This is a genomic window from Blastopirellula sp. SH421 (genome assembly GCF_057808535.1).
This window is the reverse complement of record NZ_CM173712.1, coordinates 1598166-1618629: the sequence shown is the minus strand read 5'-3', so window position 1 is coordinate 1618629 and position 20464 is coordinate 1598166. Positions and strand designations below refer to the sequence as shown.

Here is a 20464-nt window from a genome sequence, read left to right as displayed (position 1 = left end):
TCTTTCGCTGATACTTCGGCCTTTGCCTGGGCCAGAAGTTCGACCCCAATGGCCTGTAAGGGTGTTCCGCCTCGCCCTTTCAGGCCGGGGTTTTTTCTTGGGGATCTGCTACCCCTGAAAATTGGCTTAGCTTTTTCGCCGCGGCCGCCGATTTCCAGCCGCGCCACAGAATTGAGAAAAAGCAGATCGCCGTGGTCGCCGCTCCCCCAATTGCCAGCACGCCCCACTGAAGCATCAACCCAATCAGCATCAGCAGGGTTGCTGCATTGCCGATCGCGACCGACAATATCTGGGCTCGCCGATGACGTCGAATTTCGTTTTCCAGCTCGCTGGCTTGATTGTTGTCGGTCATGAGATTTCGTCTGGTCAGATCCGGTTGACGACGCGCCACAATTCTGGTCGTCTGGATCGATTATTCCGATGTCCAAACGATTGATTGTAGCGGAATGCCAAGCCGTCCTGGGAAACCGAAATCCAACCCTCACTCCTCGGAGAAAGAGCCGCGGTTGGATGCGCCGATCCGTATCATCGGCGGCGACTTCAAAAATACCAAGCTGGTCTATTCTGGCGATGAGTTGACCCGCCCCATGAAGCAGCGGGTTCGCGCCGCCGTCTTCAACCTGGTGGGCCCCGCGATCAAAGGTAAGTATGCGATCGATTTGTTCGCCGGCACCGGCGCACTAGGGATCGAAGCACTCAGTCGCGGCGCGGTAGGCGCGACCTTCATTGAGCGACATATCCCCACCTCTAGGCTCGTCCGCCAAAATCTTGACGCCCTCGGACTGAGCAATCGATCTCAACTGTACGCCGCCAACACCTTCTTTTGGGCTCGGCGACTTCCCAAATTTGACGACACGCCGTGGGTTGTATTTTGCAGCCCCCCCTATGAGCTGTTCATCAGCCAAGCGGATGAAATGCTGTCGCTGATCAAGACGCTGCTAGCGGCCGCGCCCCCAGACAGCATCTTTATGGTCGAGTCAGACCAGCGTTTCGATTGCGCTAGCTTACCCCACGCGGAAGCATGGGACGTACGCGAGTATCCACCCGCTGTGGTTGGAATCTTGCGCGATTTCAGCGAGTTGACCAGCTAGCGTTACTTGCAGGTCACTTCCTCTGGGAAAAATCGTCGTCACACGGTAACGTTTGCGCGATTCGGATTTCACTAAGTGAGCGAAGATTCCGATTCTAGGGGTACGTCCCTATACGGGCTCGCAGCGGACAGGCCACTTCTCGAGGGGCAAATCACGGTGACTTCTAGGCGGAACCCGCAAATCCTTCATCCAGCCTATTGGGCTTACGGCATCTTGCTGCTAGGTCTTAGCGCAGCGTCTCCTTGGCTGTGGCAGCAATCCGAATTGCCCCAACCTGCAGATCGCCTGGCCGAAGCGCGGCGTGCTGCGCCGGCAAGTTCCAATCCCCCGACTCCGGCTGTATCGCCGAAGTCGCCCCCCCAAGTTCCGACTTTGGCCAAGGGAGAACCGACTCCCGCCAAAGCCCCGACACTCGCCAAGGGAGAGCCTACTCCGGCACAAGCGCCAACACTGGCCCAGGGAGAACCAACGCTGGCTCAACCGCCGCAGCAGCCAATGGCCAATGGCCCGAGGCTGGCCGATCCCAGCACTCGCCCGCAGCAAGCAGAGCTTGCTCCTCGCGTCGAAAAGCAATTCACGCTCGATCTCTCGCCGCCGCTGCCGACTCCTCCGCTTGTCGCAGAGGCTGTTGTGGAGCCGAAGCCGCTAGAGACTCCCACGCCTGCCGCAGATATCCCTGATCCGGTCCTGCCGGCATTGCCGCGCGCTGCAACGTCGGTTCGCCCCGAAGAAACGCTCGATCGCAATCGGTTGATCATCGCCGAGCCGATCCTGTCAAGTCAGCCGCTGGCCGAAGTCTGGCCGGCGACACCGCAGCTGAAAGCTTTGGCGGAACGCGTTGCGCAGCATCCTGAATGCGAAAGCTGGGCCGCTGAACTGCAGGCAGAGTTAGACCAATTGAAAGGGATTCCGCTCGACTCGACAGAAGCAACTGCGATTCTCGATCGATTGGTGGCAAGCCATAATGACGCGTCGACGTTGGCGGATCAGCTTGGCTATTCATGGAAGCGGACCGACATGCTGCAAGTCGGTTTTGCGCTGCAGCGTCGTTTGGCGATTTGGCGTCCTCTGCACGAATGCGCCCAATCGATAGACACATCAAAAAGAAAGCCGCTTGATCCAACCCAGATGGCAAAACCACTGAACGCGATCGAAGCCGAACTGCGAAGCGGTGGAGAGTTGCTAAGCTGGAACGACTTTCTGCTGCTCGATCAGATTCGTGATGCCATGTCGCTTGGGTACTCGGATATCGAACGACGCAAGCTCGCTCGCAAGGTTCTGCGCCGCCTAAAATCGTCGGACCTGAACCCAGCGCAACAACAACTTGTGGCCGGCTATGGCTTTGCGCCGTTCCAGCAAGAGCTAACAAACTGGGCGGCGGAAGATGTTTCACTGGCGATGACGCTAGCCCAGCTCGAACAATTTGAAACGACGCTCGCCACGACCGACGCCATCCGCTTGGCCGATTCGTGTCAATCGCTTGGCTACAGTTCGGATGAAAGCCTGATCGCACTCGCCGCGTTGATCGATCAACACTATCGCAACGCCAATTGCCGCATCGCTGTTAGTGCTTCATTCATGGATGCGCTGTTGCCGCAGATGGAGCCGGCCGAACAAGATGTGGATGACAACATCCTGGGCAATCGCGTGCAAGGACGAAGTCGCCGCGAGACAGAGCTCAGGCTCCGGCTTTCGCCCGATCCGATTCAGTGGCGCCTGCAGTTGGATGTCTTTGGCGTGGTCAACAGCAATACTTCCAGCCACTCTGGCCCGGTGACCGTCTTCAATCATGGACACTCGCGATATCAAGCCTCCAAGCAGGTCGTGATCAATCCGATTGGCTTTTGGGTTTCGCCGGCGACGGCGTCTGCTCAAACGACAACCGGCATCAACGGTTTGCGTACCGACTATGACGAAGTGCCGCTGCTCGGCTCGATCGTCCGTTCTGTCGCACGAAGTCAATCCGAAGCGAAACAACGCGAAGCGCGCCATGTGGTCGAGTACAAGGTGGAACGAACCGCAACCCAGCAACTCGACGAAGGGCTCAACGAAAAAGTTGATCTCTGGCAAGAGAAGCTGCTGACCCTGGCTGTGGATCCGCTACGTGAAATGGGTCTGGCTCCGGCCGTCATCGACATGAGCACGACCAGCGATCAGTTGATCGGACGTTTTCGGATCGCAGGCGATATGCAGCTTGCGGCCCACACGCCGCGTCCTGTCGCCTTCGCCGACTCTGCGTTTAGCCTGCAATTGCACGAATCCACACTCAACAACAGCGTTCGACAACTGCAGCTGGCCGGCCGCCGCTATCGTCTGGACGATGTGGTGCGTCAGATCGAAGCTCGCCTGCCGATTGCCGACGCCAGCTTGCTAGAACAACTTCCCGAAGGAGTCGAAGTCGTTTTTGCCGACGAAAACCCGATCGAGATTCGCATCCATGATGGCAAAGTCGAAGTCTCGGTCGCCTTGGCCGAACTGGCCAACGGTGAGCGGATCTATCGCAACTTCCGCGTGATCGTCGCCTACTCTCCCCAAGTGAACGGCCTGCGAGCCGAACTGGTTCGCGAGGGGACGATCAAACTGGATGGCTCAGAGCTGGGCTTTGGCGGCCAGATCGCGCTGCGAGCCGTCTTCGCGAAAGTCTTCTCCAAGCAACGCACGCTGCCGATCATTCCTCCACAAGTTGCTGACGATACGCGATTGCAATCCTATGAGCTGAGCCAATTGGCGATGTACGACGGCTGGGTTGCGCTGGCCATCAGTCCGAAAGCGGCGATCGCCGCCGAACGCACGGATGAGCCGAAAGCACGCATCGGCCAGGGAGCGATCTTGCGTAAAATCATGCACTAAGCGACGCTGATCGTGCAGCGATCAGCCCAGCTTGCCAACGATCACTCAGCGCTGTTTGGGGAATCGCGGTGAGCACCCTTTTGCCGGACAAAAGCAGACTTCTCGGTTTGGCGCGAAATCTGCTCTAGAATGAAACGTTACCGTTTCATCTCTCTCCGCAGGAAGTTCCCATGCGCCGCTATGTTGTCATTTGGAATCGTAACGCACGCCAAGGCGCCGCCGCCGAAGAAGCCAAGGCCGAGTTGCAAACGCTGGCCGGCGACTCCTTCTTCGCTACAGAATCGTTTGAGGACGCCTGCTGTTGCTTGGATCAGGTGACCGACAGCGACCTGGTGATCGTCGCCGGCGGTGACGGCGGCATCAGCGGCATGATCCATCATCTTCATTCAGGCAAGGTTCGGCCAACACTCGCCGTCGTGCCGCTTGGCACCGGCAACGACTTTGTACGCTCGCTCGGCTACGCGCCCGATCCGGTCGCGGCGATCGCCGCCATCCGCGCCAATCAGACCGCCGACGTTGACGTCGTGAAGCTTGAATATGATGGTCGGGCGAAATGGTTCATTAACGTCGCCGCCGGCGGCAATCAACGCAAGGTCGAAGAGCGAGTCAGTGACGAAGTCAAACAATTTTGGGGCCCGTTCGCGTATGCCCGCGGTAGCCTTGAAGCGCTTCCTGAGCTAGAAAAGTATCCGCTCCGCTTGTCTCTGGATGATGCACCGCCGCAGGATCTCGATCTCTGGACGCTGACCATCGCCAACGGACGCACCGTCGGCGGCGGTGTCGAGATTGCCCCCAATGCAAAAATCAACGATGGCTTGCTAGAAGTCACCGGGCTACAAGGAGCGGGACTCATCGAACTCGGTTCTATCGCCGCCAGCTTCTTGCAAGGTAATTATCTGGAACACGAGTCAGTCTTTCACCACCAAGCCGCCAAAATCCACCTCCGCAGCGAGAAAGAATTCGAGTTCTCTGTCGACGGCGAACTGGTGACCGGTCACGAGTTCACCTTTACGACGCTGTCTAATGCGCAACCGATGATCGTGGGGCCTGAGTTTTAAACTATCTTTACAGCGCAGCTGAGCCAGGTCGCGTCAGTTCCTCCAACAAAAACAGCACCGAGCGATAATCGGCGCCGGTCGCTTGGTTCATGCCGATCTCGCAGGTCCGGTTGCTGGATACATAGCCATCAAACTTGCGGTGATCCAGCTCTGCAACTTGCTCGGCGGTCGCAGCCTTTGTAAGTTCGGGATGCAACAGCCCCCGATCGCCGGCAAATCCACAACAGGTCGCGTGAATCGGCACAACCGCTTCTACGGCGAGCGCTCCGCACAGCGCACGCAGTTTTTCGCCCAATCCCAAGTGCTGCGTCGCGCACGTGGGATGGACGGCAACAGAATCGACCGGCTTGGCGATCTGCAAATGAGGCAACAAGTGATCGTGCGCCCACTCGATCGAATCTAGCAGCGACAACTGCGCATGACGCACGCGGTTCTCAGGCGTCAGATACTCGATGATCTCGCTGGCGATCCCCAGCGTGCATGACGACGCATCGCAGACAATCGGCAAGCGCCCGGCGTCACTCCACCGCCAGAGACTCTCGACAATCTTGTTGGCCATGAACGTGTTCCCTTGGTCATAACCCTTCGAGTGCCAGACCGTCGCGCAGCAGTTGCCCCAAATGTCGTTCGGAATGTAAACCGGCATCCCCGCTCGAGCTGAAACGGCGACCATCACTTCGGCCAAGCTGAGCGGCGATTTCGCGTTGGGCGTATCGCCAAAAATTCGGTTGACGCAAGCCATAAAGTAAACGGCGGTCGCCTTCTCAGCATCGGTCTTCGGCAGCTTGGTGCTGGCCGCCGCCGGCAGATTCGGCAGCCAAGCTGGGGCCAGATCATTACTGACAATCGCGCGCGACGCGCCCGTTATCGCTTGGGCGGGCCACTTGCCCAGCGTGCTGGCCGAGAGTTGATTTGCGCGGAGCGCCGTGCGGGTAATGCTCTCGACGGTCGACCAATTTTGCGCCGCTTTTTTAGCGGCGTATTCTTGCGATTGCGAATGCTCTTGTCGACGGAAATCTTTCATTAAATTGCCGGTGTTGATATTTACCGGACACGCGATCGCGCACATCCCATCGCCGGCGCAGGTTTCGATCGCTTCGTATTCATAATCGCGCAGCAGCGCCAACGTCACCGGCGAATCGACTGGTTGCCGCATCATCTCGCGCCGCAAAATAATCCGCTGCCGCGGCGTGGTCGACAAGTTGCGACTGGGACAAACCGGCTCGCAATACCCACACTCGACGCAGCGATCTACTTCGTCCTCGACGATCGGCGTCGTGTGTAGATTTTGCAGATGCGACGCAATGTCGTCGGACAATAACACGCCTGGCGAGAGTATCCCGTCTGGATCGGTCAGCCGTTTCAGCTTCCACATCAGCCCGGTCAGCTTCGGTCCCCACTCGCGGATCACAAACGGCGCTACGTTGCGACCCGTGCCGTGCTCGGCTTTGAGCGAACCGTCGTACTTGTCGACAACCAGCGTCACGACATCGGCCATGAATGCGTCGTAACGATCGATATCGGCCTTCGTATTGAGCGACGGCGTAATCAAAAAGTGGAGATTGCCGGCCGATGCGTGCCCAAACACAAAGCCTTCATAGTGATGCTGGGCGAGCAACTGCTGCAGATCAATCGCGCCGTCAGCCAGTCGATCTTTGGGGAAGCAAACATCTTCGAGAATCAACGAAGTGCCGGGGGGGCGCGAACCTCCAACCGACGGTAACAAGCCGTTCCGCACGCTCCAAAAATGGGCCGCCAAACGGCGATCGGTTGTAAACTCGGCCGGCTCTACCAGATTCAAACTGGCCAACACCGCATTGGCTGCTTCAAGTGCAGCATCGCGACGCTCGGCGGTACTCTCACGAAATTCGATCAGTAAACCGGTCGCTGATTCTCCCAGCTCGCGCCAACGATCGGGTACGCCTGGCTTCCCTTCGACTGATCGCAACGAAGCCCGGTCGGTCAGCTCAACAGCGGCTGCACCTGCTTCGACAAACGGCGCAACCGCCGCCGCCGCGGCGTACATGTCGGGAAAAATCAAAAACGCGGTCAGACGCTGCTTGTCATCCGGCACCGTTCGAAAAACTGCTTCGGCCAAAAAGGCGAGCGTTCCCTCCGATCCGATCAGCAGTCGCCGAAAAATCTCCAGCGGCGTGTCAGCGTCCAAGAACGCTTCCATGTGATAGCCGGTCGTGTTTTTGATGCTGAACTTCCGGCGGATCCTCTCGACCAGCGGAGCATCGGCTTCAATCTCTTGTTTAATTTCGAGCAGGCCAGCGGCCAACTCCGGCGCAGCGCTCGCAAAATCTTCGGCCGCGGTCGCCGCCGCCGTATCGATCAAATGACCTGTCGGCAGTAGGAAGGTGAGGGACTCAATCGTTTGATACGAATTTTGGGCGGTGCCGCAGCACATGCCGCTAGAGTTATTCGCGACCACGCCGCCGATCGTGCAGACGCTGCCGCTGGCCGGATCCGGACCCAGCCGATAACCGTGCGGGGCCAGCGCCAAGTTGGCCCGAAACAGCACCGTGCCGGGACGGACCCGCAATCGGCGGCCTTCTTCTTCAATCGTCCAACCGGCCCAATGACGGCGCGCCTCGATCAGGATGCCGTCGCCTTGGGCCTGACCGCTGAGACTCGATCCCGAGGCGCGAATCGTAACCGGCAGTTGCTTGCGCTTGGCGTAGGCGAAGATCTGCCGTACTTCCTCGACATGCCGCGGCAGCACGATCACCTTCGGAAATAGCCGATAGGGACTCGCGTCGCTGGCGTACTTGATCAAGTCGATCGGCCGCGACAACACCTGATCGGCGCCGAGCATCTCGACCAGATCGTCCCGCAACCAAGCCGGCGAGCCGGCGGCAATTTCGTCCGGCGCACGATCGTCAGTTGGCTGATGATCGACCGGGAGAATGCGCAGCGGATCAGGTTCAAACAGTTTTTTCATATCAACGATGCTTTATTGATGTGCGGAGCGGCGGAAGCAGTGAGGAGAATCGATCGATGCTAAGTGGAAGGTGATCTAGCGATTTTATCAAATCCAGGAGCGGATTGTGGGAGCGGCCAGTCGGCCTATCGGACAGAACCACAGAAAATGTTTTTCATCTTACTGTAATCGCTCAGATGTCAGTTTGGGGCGGCGGGGAAGGTTGCGCAACACTGTCCCCCCTGCTGTGAGAACGGACCATTGCAATTTTTTTGAGAGCTGCCGTGATCGTGGGTTTGGCGGGATTTCTCAGCCACTCAGTTGGCGCGATCTGTAGGTTCGGACTTTGCTAAAATTCGACCTGAAATCCGTGCGTTCGGTCAATCGGCAAATATTGCCTCCAAATAGCATTCAAAACCGTGTGCAGCAGCTCACATGAACGACGACGAAGAAACCATCGCCTATCACGAATCGGGTCACGCTTTCATGGCGGTCCTAGTCGGGGCTCGCGTACTTCGGCTGACCATTGAACCAGAAGATGACGAAGGGCCGCAGCGGTTTGGTGATGCGCAGATTGAGTGGCGACTTTCGCAGTTCACTCCGAAGCAGCGACAACAAAAGATGGTGCTGGTCGCATTGGCCGGACCGGTCGCCGAGATGCTGTATAGCGGCAATCCGTTTCATCCGGGGCATGTGGCCGAATGGGAGCTCGACTGGGAGTCGGCATGGGAAGCGGCCACGCCGTTGTTTCGGGATGAGAAGAAGCGACTCCGCTATCTGGAGGACGTAACGCGGCAGCTGCATGAATTGCTCGACGCCGAAAATCATTGGGCGGCCCTCGCCGCGATCGCCGATAATTTGATCGCCCATGAGACGCTCGACGGGGACCAGGTCGAAGAGATCGTCGCCGGCTGGATTGGCTAAAGTAATTTTCGCATGAAAAGCGGGTTAACTTCTCTCCGCCAGACCGGGCATAGAGTCAATGAAATTGCGCGTTTTGTCATTTCGATCGGCCAGTCGCAAAACTAGGATGAGATAGAGTTCGGTTCTGGACTCTTTCAACCCTGCTAGTTTGATTTCCTCGCCGTCTGAAGTGAGTTTGCCCGATGCGCCTGTTGACCGCCGCTCTGCTGACGCTTTCGATTCTCTCCACGCAAACAACAAAGCTGCTCGCTCATGACGGACCTGATCCTGTCGCCCACTGGAAGTTTCGGGCCGAAGCGATCGACGGCGATCTACTGAAATCGCGTTTGGGGCCTGATATTCAGCTGACCAAGAAGCGGACCATCGCCAAAGATGATCTCGGCGAAGCGATCCTCTTCTCAGGTCTAGAGACCGGCGGCTTGATCGCGAAAGACCTGAAGAGCGTCGCTGGGTTTCTGCCCAAGCAAGACTTTACGATCGCCGCATGGGTCGCAATCAATTCGCCAGTGGAATGGGGCGGGATCGTCGGCGTGCTGCAAGACAACGGCGACGCCGAGCAAGGCTGGATCCTGGGCTACGACCAACAGTCGTTTTACATCGGCCTAGCGACCCAAGGCGCCGATGACGGCGATGGCAGAATGACCTATCTCAAGGGGAAGACCAAGTACGAACCGGGCAAGCTATACCATGTGGTCGCTGTTTACGATGGCAAGCTATTGGAGTTGTACGTAAACGGCCAGCTCGACGCATCCAGTGACGTCCAATCGGGCGAGATCTTGTATCCGAACAGTGCTCCGCTGGTCGTCGCCGGCTATCGCGACTCGAACGAAGATCACCCAATGCATGGGCGCATTCGAGAACTATCGCTTTACGACATGGCGGCCAAAGCGGCCTGGGTTGCGCATGATTTTGAGCATGGTCAGGCGCTCGCCAAGTTGCCTGCCTACAACGTGGCGGGTCCGCTCGATTACATCATCCAACCTTATCTGCAATACGGCACGCAGACGGGGATGACGGTAATGTGGCGCACCAACAAACAGGGCTCGACCCTGGTGCACTACGGCGAGACGGACGCTTGTGACAAGCAAGTCGAAGCGCCCGGCGCCGATGAAATGCACGAAGTCCGGATCGAAGGACTGGAGCCTGACACGCAATACTTCTATCGCACCGAAACGGTCGCCGCGGACGGCGCCAAGCTAGAAAGCGAAGTGCTGACATTCCGAACGGCGATCGATGATCGCGACACGCCGTTCGCGTTTGCCATCATGAGCGACACGCAAGGCAATCCAGCGGTCTCCGGCAAGTTGGCCGAATATGCGTGGGGTCAGCGGCCCAGCTTTTTGCTGCACGCAGGCGACCTGGTCAACACCGGCAGCGATGATCGCCAATGGACGCACGAGTTTTTCAGCAGCATGCACCCGTTGATCAGCCGAGTCGCTTTTTACCCAGTGATTGGAAATCACGAAACCTACAGCTACAAAGATGGTCGTTCGATAAACTACTATCGTTATATGTCGCTCCCTGATCCCGAGTATCACTACACGTTCCGCTACGGCGACGCGCAGTTCTTCATGATCGACACCAACCAGAAAGTTGATCCCGATAGTCTGCAATACAAATGGCTTGAACAACAATTGGCCGAATCTACCGCCGGTTGGAAATTTGTCTGTCATCATCACCCGGCTTACTCATCGGACGGGGATGACTACGGCAATCTATGGAAGACCAACAAAGGCACGCACGGCGACTTGCGAGTTCGTCAACTAACTCCGCTGTACGAGAAATATCAGGTCGACATCGTCTGGTCGGGACACATTCACTCTTACGAAAGAACCTGGCCGATCCAAGCCAACAAAGCGGTGCAAGACGGCGCGCCGGTCTACATGATCACCGGCGGCGGAGGCGGCCACCTAGAAACCGCCGGCCCCACACGTCCCTTCTTCCAAAACAACATCTACCGCGGACATCACTGGGCGATGGTCTACGTGAACCACGGGAAGTTGGAGTTCAAAGCGTATGATCTGGACAATCACTTGTTTGATACGTTTGTGATTGAGAAGAAGCTGAAACGCGAGAATGAATGATGAAAACCTAATGTCTAATGCCGATCGATCTGTATTAGACATAAGGGGCAGGATTAGAAATTAGTCATTACCCCTACTTTCCCGCGCGGCGTTCCGTAATCTCAATCGCCTTCAACAGGCCGCGGGCCTTGTTGAGCGTCTCTTGGTATTCGCTGGTCGGGTCGCTGTCGACGACCATGCCGGCGCCGGCTTGGACGTAGGCGACGCCGTCTTGGATGACGATGGTGCGCAGCGCGATGCAGGTGTCCATGTTGCCGCTGTAGTCGATGTAGCCGACTGCGCCGGCATAGGGACCGCGGCGACGAGTCTCGAACTGGTCGATAATTTCCATCGCGCGAACTTTGGGAGCCCCAGAGACCGTACCAGCCGGCAAGCAAGCAGCCAGCGCGTCAAACGCATCGCAATCGTCGCGCAACTGTCCGGTGACGTTCGACGTGATGTGCATCACGTGGCTATAACGTTCGATCACCATCACGTCCGAAATCTCGACGCTGCGGTACTTGGCGACGCGGCCGACGTCGTTGCGGCCGAGATCGACCAGCATCACATGCTCGGCCCGCTCTTTGGGATCGGCCAATAGTTCTTCGGCCAACGCGTCATCTTCTGCTTCGTTTTTGCCTCGCGGACGTGTGCCGGCCAAGGGACGGACCGTGACCAATCCGTCGACAACGCGGACCATGATCTCAGGCGAGCTGCCGACCAGCGTGGTCTCGGCGGTTCGCAGAAAGAACATAAACGGGCTGGGGTTCACAATTCGCAGCGTGCGATAGAGCTCGAACGGATCGCAGCTGATCTCGGTTTGCAAGCGTTGACTAATCACGACTTGGAAGATATCGCCGGCGCGGATGTACTCGACACAACCGCGAACCGCTTGCTCGAACTCGGCCTGGGTAAAGTTCGATTCATACTTCAGCGTCACGGGACCGCCGGTATCAATGTCGGTGGGGACCAGCTGAGCGTCAAACGTTGATAGCTTGCTGACAATGCCGTCCACTTCGCCGCAAGCAGTTTTGTACGTTTTTTCTAGCTCAATTTCCGTTTTGTCGTTGCATGGAGCTAGCACGATCACATCGACTGTTTTGGCGACGTTATCAAACACGACCAAGCGATGATAGAAGCCGAACGACAGATCGGGCAAACCGCGATCATCGGCAGGGGCGTCGGGAAGGTTTTCGACATAACGAATCACGTCGTAGCCTGCGTATCCGATTGCTCCGCCGGTAAACGGCGGCAACCCATCTAGGTGGGCGACGCGGACATCGGCTAGTCGGCGGCGCAGCTCTTCGAGCGGATTTTCGCAAGAGAACTTTTCGATTTTGTCGCCGGTGGTGACGGTGACTTCGCTACGTGTCGCGGCTAAGTGATAATCGGGCTCAAACCCGAGAAAACTGTAGCGGCCAATCTTTTCGCCGCCGATTACACTCTCGAACAAACAAGCCGGGCGGCCATCGTCAAGCTTGTGAAACGCCGAAACTGGAGTCAGCGAATCGCTGATCAGCCGCCGAAAAACAGGGACCAAATCATGGTCAGCGGCCAGTTTTGAAAATTGGGCGAAGTCAGGTGCGTGCGGCATCAGGTTTTCTAGCGGCGCTGGCGGCCGGGAATTGGTGATAGCAGGGTGACCAAACAGGCTGCGTCCAAGCCTAGCAAGGCAGCGGTCTAGCGGCAATGCCGGCGCGACGTTAAGCCAGTGCAAATGCACGACTTAGGCCGCGGCCAAGTAACTGCATGCTTGGGTCGGATCGTCTTGACGCGGTCCCCTGCCCCGATAGAATCCAGTTGTCGTTGGGCGCCTTATCTAGGTCCGACGGCTGACTTTAGGTCGACGCATTCGGCGACAGACGCTCTGATGTAGTGGCGCACCACTGATCAAGGTTCGCCGCACCGGCCGTTGTTCGAGGAAAAAAGGGGTGTGGGTATGAAGTGCCAGCAATGCGAAAAACCGGCGACGTTCCATATCACAGAACTAACCGGCGCCGAGCCGCAAGAGATCCATCTCTGTGAGGGCTGCGCGCAAAAATACCTCATGCAGACCCCCGGCACCGGCATGCCTGGTAAAGCGTCGCTGGCCGGCATGTTGGCCCAGCAGCTGAAGGTCGCCGACACCGCAAAAGAATTGGAAAAGCTGGACGAAAAGTGTTGTCCGATTTGCGGTATCAGCTTTTATGAGTTCCGTAATCAAGGGCGACTCGGCTGTCCGCACGACTATGTCTTTTTCGCGAGTGAGCTAGAACCGTTGATCGTCAATATTCACGGCGATCTGCTGCACAAGGGAAAACACCCCCTGACGCACAAGCGCAGCACCGAGAGCCAAACGAAACTGATACAATTGCGGCGTGAGATGAACGAGGCGATCCGTCTCGAACAATACGAACGTGCTTCCGATTTGCGAGATACGATCCGCAACTTGGAAGAAGGCGAAGAACACTCCGACGACGAGCACAGCGTTTAAGTCGCCAACTCGATCCAGAAACTACCCTCCCGAAATCGCCACTTCAAAGTGTGCCCAAGGATGAACGTGGACCTTAACGAATTGACAGGACGAGCCGGCGAATGGATGAAGGGTGCAGGCCCCCAGTCCGACATCGTCATTAGCAGCCGAATTCGTTTGGCCCGCAACATCGCCGAGTTTCCCTTTATCCGGCGCTGCACCCCGGCCGATCGCGCTGCGATCGACAAAGCGGTTCGTGATCGGCTGGCCGAAGTCCCGCAACTGACCGACCTGGCCTACATGCGCGTCGATGAGCTCTCTGACGTCGATCGGCACTTTCTGGCCGAGCGCCAGTTGATCAGCCGCGAACTGGTCGAAGCCGAAGGCGCCCGGAGCGTTGCGATCGACGCGAACGAACGGCTAAGCCTGATGATCAACGAAGAAGATCATCTGCGGATCCAAGTGATGAAGAGCGGCTTTGACTTGGTCGCTGCGTGGGATCAAATCAACGAAGTAGACGATTTGCTCGAAAGCAAATTGACCTACGCGTTTCATGACAAGCTTGGTTATTTGACCGCTTGTCCGACCAACGTGGGGACCGGCATGCGCGTCAGCGTAATGTTGCACCTGCCGGCGCTGGTGATTACGCAGCAGATCGAGAAAGTCTTCCGCAGCCTGCAGAAGATCAATCTGGCGGTCCGCGGCTTGTACGGCGAAGGCTCGCAAGCGATGGGGGACTTCTACCAAATCAGCAATCAAATCACGCTGGGCCGCAGCGAGATTGAACTCCGTAATCAGGTCCACGACGTCGTGCCGATGATCATCGACTACGAACGCCGTGCGCGCGACTTCCTACTGAAGCAAAATCAACAAGACCTGCACGACAAGATCAGTCGCGCCTATGGCATCCTGCGCACCGCGCAAACGATCAGCAGCGAAGAGACGATGCACTTGCTGTCGAGCGTCCGGATGGGGGTTAACCTGGGCTTGATCGACGATCTGCTAATCGCCGATATCAATAAGCTGTTTGTCGATACCCAACCGGCCCATCTGCAAAAACTGCGGGGCGGACCGCTGGACACAGCAGGCCGCAACTCGGAGCGGGCCCTCTATCTGCGCCGTTATCTGTCACAAAAAGAAAAAGACGGCGCCGATCAAAACTAGAGCGGCGATTCCTTGCTTTCGTAGTCCGCTAGCGCATGTATTGAAATGCGGTATTTGAGGACAAAGAAAGAGTGGAACACGGATACCGCGGATGAATCTCGGATTTACACGTTCAGAAATTTCTGTTTGAGCGTCACGCAGACATACATTTCTCAATAGTTCTGATTCGTCAAACAGATTCAACATCCCGGGAGATTACAAATATCCTCTCTTACCGTGTAATTCCGTGATTCATCCGTGTCCTCCGCGTTCTATTTTTTCGTCCTGCCAAATAGCGTCCCTTAAAATAATTGGGGCAACGGGCTACGACGGATAAGATTTTCTCCCCCCCAGAATTTGATTGCCGACCGCTCAGCGATCCGATAATATCAAATCTTGCCGTATCCCCTTCATGTAAATTCCCTCCCTCCTAGCTGGAGGATCGTTTCCTCGGTTCCTGCCCCCCAACCGACGATCCTTCCCCTGCGGCGACATTCCTTCCCGACGTTCGACGGAGAATCTCCATGCCACGCTTTGTAATTAGTCAGTTACTCTTGCTTGTCGGATGTCTCGTAATATCAACCGATGCGGCCTGGGCGGCGGATGCAGCGAAGCCCACGTTGCGTGCAGGCGCGGCGACCAGCAACATTACACCGCCGCTAGGACAACTTATTATCGGCGGCTGGCGACCAACTCCGGCAACCCACATTCATGACGAACTGCACGCACGCTGTGTCGTGCTGGATGATGGCCACTCAAAGTTGGCGATCGTTCTGTGTGATAACGTCGGCATCCCACGGGAAGTCTTTGATCAGGCGAAACAGTTTGTCGCGCAAGAAACCGGTATCCCGGCGAGCCATCAATTGATCGCTTCCACTCATACGCATTCGGCGACAACCGCGAGTGGTCCGTTCTATTTGCTTGAGCATCCGGAGCCGACCGAGTATCAGAAGTTTCTCTCTCGCCGGATCGCCGATAGCGTGCGCTGTGCGATCAATCAGCTTGAGCCGGCCAAGATTGGCTGGGAGGTGATCGACGAACCACGCGAAATCTTCAATCGGCGCTGGCATGTGAAGGACGCGTCGTTGCTGGGGAATCCCTTTGGCGGCGTTGATCAGGTGCGCATGAATCCGCCGCAGGGGAGCGCTGCCCTCGATCGTCCCGCCGGCCCTATCGATCCGCAAATCAGCTTTATCTCGATCCAAAGTCAATCAGGGCGCCCCATCGCACTGCTGGCGAACTATTCGCTGCACTACGTAGGAGGCGTTCCGGCGACCGAAGTCTCAGCCGACTATTTTGGCTACTTCGCCAAGTTCATCGAGAAAAAGCTAAACGCCCAAAATCAGATCCCAGCGTTTGTTGGCATTTTGTCCAACGGCACGAGCGGCGATGTCAACAACATCAATTTTCGCGAATCCAATGGCAAGGCTTACGCTGCCTACGAAAAGATGCAGGAAGTCGCCGAGCGTGTCGCAACTAAAGTGGCGGAAGCGCATGCGACTCTAAAATTTCGCGATGATCTTACACTAGACGCCGAGCTGGTCGAATTGCCGTTGACCGTGCGAAAACCGACTCCTGAGATCTTGGAGAATTACGTCGGAGTACGCAAACGAGCGGCAGCCGGTGAGGCGCCGCTCTACGTTCATGAAGTGATCTATGCCGATCGGCTTGATCAGTTGCAGCAATCGCCGGCTGTGGTGAATGTGCCGCTGCAGGCGTTTCGGATCGGCGACTTGGTGATCAATGCGAGCCCATTTGAAACCTTTACCGAGATCGGGCTAGAGCTCAAAGCAGAAAGCCTTTTCCCTAGCAGCTTCACCATTGAACTGGCGAACGGCTGCTATGGGTACTTGCCCACTCCAGAACATCATCGCTTGGGTGGATATGAAACCTGGCTCGGGACCAATGTCGTAGAAATTGACGCTTCGACCAAACTTACCAAAACGTTGCTCCAATTACAGCAAACCCTCAAAGCACGTGAATAAGAGGTCGTTGTAAACCACAAACGAGGTCCTTTCTAAAACCCGTTTGACCCTTTCGTACGACCTATTCCCTTGTTCCCGCCTTTCCAATCTGCAACTTGCCGGAGATGCCGCTTTATGACCCGTATGATCTTCACGCCCCTCATCTTGTTGACTTTGGGGCTGGTCGCGAGCTCGTCACAATCAGCCGTGCTTGCCGCCGAAGCAGCGCAACCGATCTTTCGCGCAGGCGCCGCGACCAGCAACATCACGCCGCCGTTGGGGGAAATGATTGTCGGCAATTGGCAACCGATTCCGGCCACGCACATTCATGACGAGCTGCACGCACGCTGCATCGTGCTAGATGACGGACAAACTAAGCTGGCGATCGTAGTCTGTGACAACGTCGGGATTCCGCGCGAAGTGTTGGATGCCGCCAAAGCACAGATTACGAAAGAGACCGAGATCCCGGCCAGCCATATCTTGATCTCCGCGACTCATACCCATTCGGCGACTACGGCGCGTGGTCCCTTCTACATCTTGCCGAATGCCCAACCGACTGAATATCAATCGTTTCTAGCAGGCCGCATCGCCGATGGCGTTCGCCGCGCGATCAACCAATTAGAACCGGCCAAGATCGCCTGGGGGGCAATCGACGAGCCGTCCGAAGTGTTCAACCGTCGCTGGTATGTCAAAGACGCCGGACTGCTGAGCAATCCGTTTGGCGGCATTGATCGCGTTCGGATGAATCCGCCGAGAGGAAGCGCCGCACTCGATCGTCCGGCTGGTCCGACCGATCCCGAGGTCAGCTTCATCTCGATCCAAAGCAAGGAAGGCCGCCCAATCGCGCTGCTGGCCAATTACTCGCTGCACTACGTGGGGGGCGTACCAGCCGGCGATGTCTCGGCCGATTACTTTGGCTACTTCGCCAAATTCATTGAGCAAAAGCTGAACGCCACGGACCAGACTCCGGCCTTCGTTGGCATCTTGTCGAACGGAACCAGCGGCGATGTGAACAACATTAACTTTGCCGAGAAAAACGGCAAGTCATATGGTCGCTACGAGAAGATGCAAGAAGTGGCCGAGAAAGTCGCCGCCAAAGTCGAGCAAGCCAATGCGAAACTCGAGTTTCAAGACTATGTCACCTTGGACGCCGCGATGAGCGATCTGCCACTAAAAGTTCGCAAGCCGACGCCGGAGATGATCGAGCATTTCCAGGAAGTTCGCGAACGGGCCCAAGCTGGCGGCAAGCAAGACCATGCGCGTGAACTGATCTACGCCGACCGGATTGATCGACTGCAGGAATCTCCCGAAGAGATCCAAGTCCCGCTGCAAGCGCTGCGGATCGGCGATCTGGCGATCACCGCAATTCCGTTTGAAACGTTTACCGAAACGGGTCTCGAACTGAAGGCCCGCACGCCGCTCGCTAAGTCGTTCACCATCGAACTGGCCAACGGATCGTATGGTTATCTGCCAACTCCAGAACAACATCGCCTGGGTGGGTACGAAACCTGGCTGGGGACTAACTCGGTTGAGACGGATGCGTCAGTCAAGATTGTCGCCGAGTTGCTAAAGCTAGAGCAGTCGTTGACGCCAACTGCCGCCGCCAAGTAAGCGGCGCAGATCGAGAAGCCGGGCCTCCACTTGCAGGTTGATTGTTCCCGCCTAAAGATCAAACTATGATGACAACTGCCCCTTTGCAGTTGTCATTCTCGTTCTTGACGATCTTAGCCCCGGTCTCACCTTATGTCTCGCCTGCTTTTATCGCCATCGGTTCGCTTTTGGCAACCGTTGTTCGCAGTTCTGTGCTTGGCCTGCACCGCCACCATTGCTGCCGGGGCGACCAATGAGGTTTTGAAGTCGAATGGCGACTTTGAGACCGACGCCAACGCGGATAACTGGCCCGACGGTTGGGCCACCCTCCAAGCAGGCGGCCAATGGGTGATTGAAGGGGAGAATCACTTCTTGCGTCTTAGCAGCACTTCGCCTGGCGCGATGGTGATGCTTTACCAAGAGATTCCCATCCCGGCGGATGTTGCCGCGATCGAGATGAGTTGGAAGCAGCGCGTCAGCGAATTAAAAGTCGGTAAGCAAAGCTGGTTCGATGCGCGGATACTGCTCGAATTTACCGACGCTGATCGCAAAAAGGTATCGCCCAATCCCGGCGCTCCGGCTGCACGCAAAGACACCGATGGTTGGGTCGAAAAGCAGATCACCTTCCTCGTCCCTGACGGCGCCAAAATTTTGAAATTTATGCCGGCGCTGTTTCAAGTCGAAGCGGGAAAGTTGGATCTGGACGACATCGTCTTACGCAGTGTTGATCCACAGCCGCTACGTGAAAAAGCAAAGGTCGATCTAGCCGCCAAACTGGCCAAGCTGTCAGCCAATGCGGCCAAGCGACGCGACAAAGCAGCCGCTCAACTGGCCGACGACGGTACATTAATCTCCAACGGCGATTTTGAAACAGACGCCAAGCAAGATAATTGGCCTGATGACTGGGGACGCATCAAAGTTGGCGGCAGTTGGGAAGCGGATGGCGACAATCATTACTTGCGGATGCGCTCTCCCAAGCCCGGCGAGATGGTGATGGAGTATCGCACGATCGACATTCCGTCAGGTGTCGAAGCGTTAGAACTGACTTGGCGGCAGCGCATCACCGGACTCAAGAAAGGTAACTCTCCTTGGTTCGACGCGCGGATTATGCTGGAATGGCAAGGGATCGACGGCAAGAAGATTTCGCCACAACCTTCACCTGCCTATTCGCAAAAAGACACCGCTGGTTGGGTTGAAAAGCGAATCGCTTTTTTAGTTCCGCCTGATGCGTTAACTTTGGTGATGATGCCGTGTCTGTTTCAGGTCAACGCCGGCACCTTTGACCTGGATGATTTCGTGTTAAAGCCAACCTCCCCGGCTCCGCTATTGGCCGCCGCCAAACTTCGCGCCGAAGAACAAGCGGCCAAGTTTGTCCCGCGAGAAGAGCCCAACCGGGCCAAGTGGCCGTCAATGTTGCATGTGGTCGGCAATCGGCTGCACGATGAAGCTGGCAACGAAGTTTGGCTGCAAGGTGTCAACGCTGGCGGGCTCGAAACTTTGCCGCAAGACACGCAGCCAATCAAGTCAACCGTCGTCGCGATCGAAGATTGGCACGCCAACTGCATTCGCTTGCCGATGAACGAAACGTTCTGGTACGGCAACAGCGCCTATCAAAAAGATGGGGGCGCCGCCTACCGTGACACGATCGCTCAAATCATCACGCTGGCCGCCAACCGTGGCGCCTATGTCGCGGTTGACTTGCATCGCTTCCGCGCGCCCAAGCAAGAGCACGCCGATTTTTGGAAAGACTTTGCGACGCTCTACAAAGATCACCCGGCGGTGTTGTTTGACATCTTTAACGAACCGCATGGGATCTCGTGGGAAGTGTGGCGGAACGGCGGCTTTGTTGGGACCAAAGAAGGAACCGATGAATCGGCGTTTTTGACCGAGGAAGAAAAGAAGAAGAACCAAGGGTTTGATTCGGTCGGGATGCAAGGTCTGGTCAACGCCGTTCGCAGTACCGGCGCCAAGAACATCATCATCGCCGGCGGTATTTTCTGGTGCAACGATCTGTCCGGCATCACGCAAGGGTACGCGTTGGATGACGAAGGAGGCAACGGCATCATGTACTCTTGGCATACTTATCACTGGCACACCGATTGGGAAAAGAAGATGCTCGCGACCAGCGAGAAATACCCAATCTTCCTGGGCGAAGTGGGCGCCGACGTCACCAAGTTCGATTTTATCCCAGCCGATGCACAGGAAGATCCTTACACCTGGGTCCCTGACATGCTGGGCTTCATTCAAAAGCACAAGCTGAACTGGACCGGCTGGTGCTTCCACCCCAAGTCTTCACCGATCATGATCTCGGACTGGAAATATACGCCGACGCCGTTTTGGGGGAAGTTCGCGAAAGAAGCGCTGGAGGGGAAGCAGTTTGAGTTGAAACGGACACGGTAATCG

Annotated in this window: 13 protein-coding genes; 10 read left to right on the top strand and 3 right to left on the bottom strand. The window is 56.7% G+C overall.

Annotation, left to right across the window (positions count from 1 at the left end):
- Positions 1-79: 79 nt before the first annotated feature.
- Positions 80-352, bottom strand: coding sequence for a hypothetical protein (locus tag SH421x_RS06665; protein WP_488854633.1), 273 nt, complete (start codon positions 350-352; stop codon positions 80-82).
- Between the two features lie 154 nt (positions 353-506).
- Between SH421x_RS06665 and SH421x_RS06660 the strand changes: the two genes are divergently transcribed.
- The 3 genes from SH421x_RS06660 (at position 507) to SH421x_RS06650 (ending at position 4999) form a co-directional block, all read left to right on the top strand.
- Positions 507-1091, top strand: coding sequence for an RsmD family RNA methyltransferase (locus SH421x_RS06660; RefSeq protein WP_488854632.1), 585 nt, complete (start codon positions 507-509; stop codon positions 1089-1091).
- Between the two features lie 264 nt (positions 1092-1355).
- A complete protein-coding gene (locus SH421x_RS06655) occupies positions 1356-3941 on the top strand; it encodes a hypothetical protein (protein ID WP_488854631.1) in 2586 nt (861 codons plus the stop codon).
- Positions 3942-4111: 170 nt separating this feature from the next.
- A complete protein-coding gene (locus tag SH421x_RS06650) occupies positions 4112-4999 on the top strand; it encodes a diacylglycerol/lipid kinase family protein (RefSeq protein WP_488854630.1) in 888 nt (295 codons plus the stop codon).
- Between the two features lie 7 nt (positions 5000-5006).
- Here SH421x_RS06650 and SH421x_RS06645 read toward each other — a convergent pair whose 3' ends face one another.
- Complete coding sequence (locus SH421x_RS06645) at positions 5007-7946, bottom strand: FAD-binding and (Fe-S)-binding domain-containing protein (RefSeq protein ID WP_488854629.1); 2940 nt, start codon at positions 7944-7946, stop codon at positions 5007-5009.
- A 414-nt stretch (positions 7947-8360) separates the two neighbouring features.
- Here SH421x_RS06645 and SH421x_RS06640 point away from each other — a divergent pair, with 414 nt between their 5' ends.
- The gene (locus SH421x_RS06640) at positions 8361-8849 is read left to right on the top strand and encodes a hypothetical protein (RefSeq protein ID WP_488854628.1); all 489 of its coding nucleotides are present in this window, start codon (positions 8361-8363) and stop codon (positions 8847-8849) included.
- A 182-nt stretch (positions 8850-9031) separates the two neighbouring features.
- Positions 9032-10933 carry a LamG-like jellyroll fold domain-containing protein gene (locus SH421x_RS06635; protein WP_488854627.1) on the top strand — a complete coding sequence of 634 codons (1902 nt, stop codon included), beginning with the start codon at positions 9032-9034 and terminating at the stop codon, positions 10931-10933.
- A 73-nt stretch (positions 10934-11006) separates the two neighbouring features.
- On the opposite strand, the gene trpE is transcribed toward SH421x_RS06635, so the two are convergent.
- Complete coding sequence (trpE, locus tag SH421x_RS06630; protein ID WP_488854626.1) at positions 11007-12506, bottom strand: anthranilate synthase component I; 1500 nt, start codon at positions 12504-12506, stop codon at positions 11007-11009.
- A 345-nt stretch (positions 12507-12851) separates the two neighbouring features.
- Here trpE and SH421x_RS06625 point away from each other — a divergent pair, with 345 nt between their 5' ends.
- The 5 genes from SH421x_RS06625 to SH421x_RS06605 all read left to right on the top strand — a co-directional run bounded on the left by SH421x_RS06625 (position 12852) and on the right by SH421x_RS06605 (position 20461).
- A complete protein-coding gene (locus SH421x_RS06625; protein WP_488854625.1) occupies positions 12852-13385 on the top strand; it encodes a UvrB/UvrC motif-containing protein in 534 nt (177 codons plus the stop codon).
- Positions 13386-13445: 60 nt separating this feature from the next.
- A complete protein-coding gene (locus SH421x_RS06620) occupies positions 13446-14528 on the top strand; it encodes a protein arginine kinase (RefSeq protein WP_488854624.1) in 1083 nt (360 codons plus the stop codon).
- Positions 14529-15031: 503 nt separating this feature from the next.
- Positions 15032-16492: a hypothetical protein gene (locus SH421x_RS06615; protein ID WP_488854623.1), complete on the top strand. Its 1461-nt coding sequence runs from the start codon at positions 15032-15034 to the stop codon at positions 16490-16492.
- Positions 16493-16606: 114 nt separating this feature from the next.
- The gene (locus SH421x_RS06610; RefSeq protein ID WP_488854622.1) at positions 16607-18082 is read left to right on the top strand and encodes a neutral/alkaline non-lysosomal ceramidase N-terminal domain-containing protein; all 1476 of its coding nucleotides are present in this window, start codon (positions 16607-16609) and stop codon (positions 18080-18082) included.
- A gap of 132 nt (positions 18083-18214) precedes the next feature.
- Positions 18215-20461, top strand: coding sequence for a glycoside hydrolase family 5 protein (locus SH421x_RS06605; protein ID WP_488854621.1), 2247 nt, complete (start codon positions 18215-18217; stop codon positions 20459-20461).
- Positions 20462-20464 lie beyond the last annotated feature (3 nt).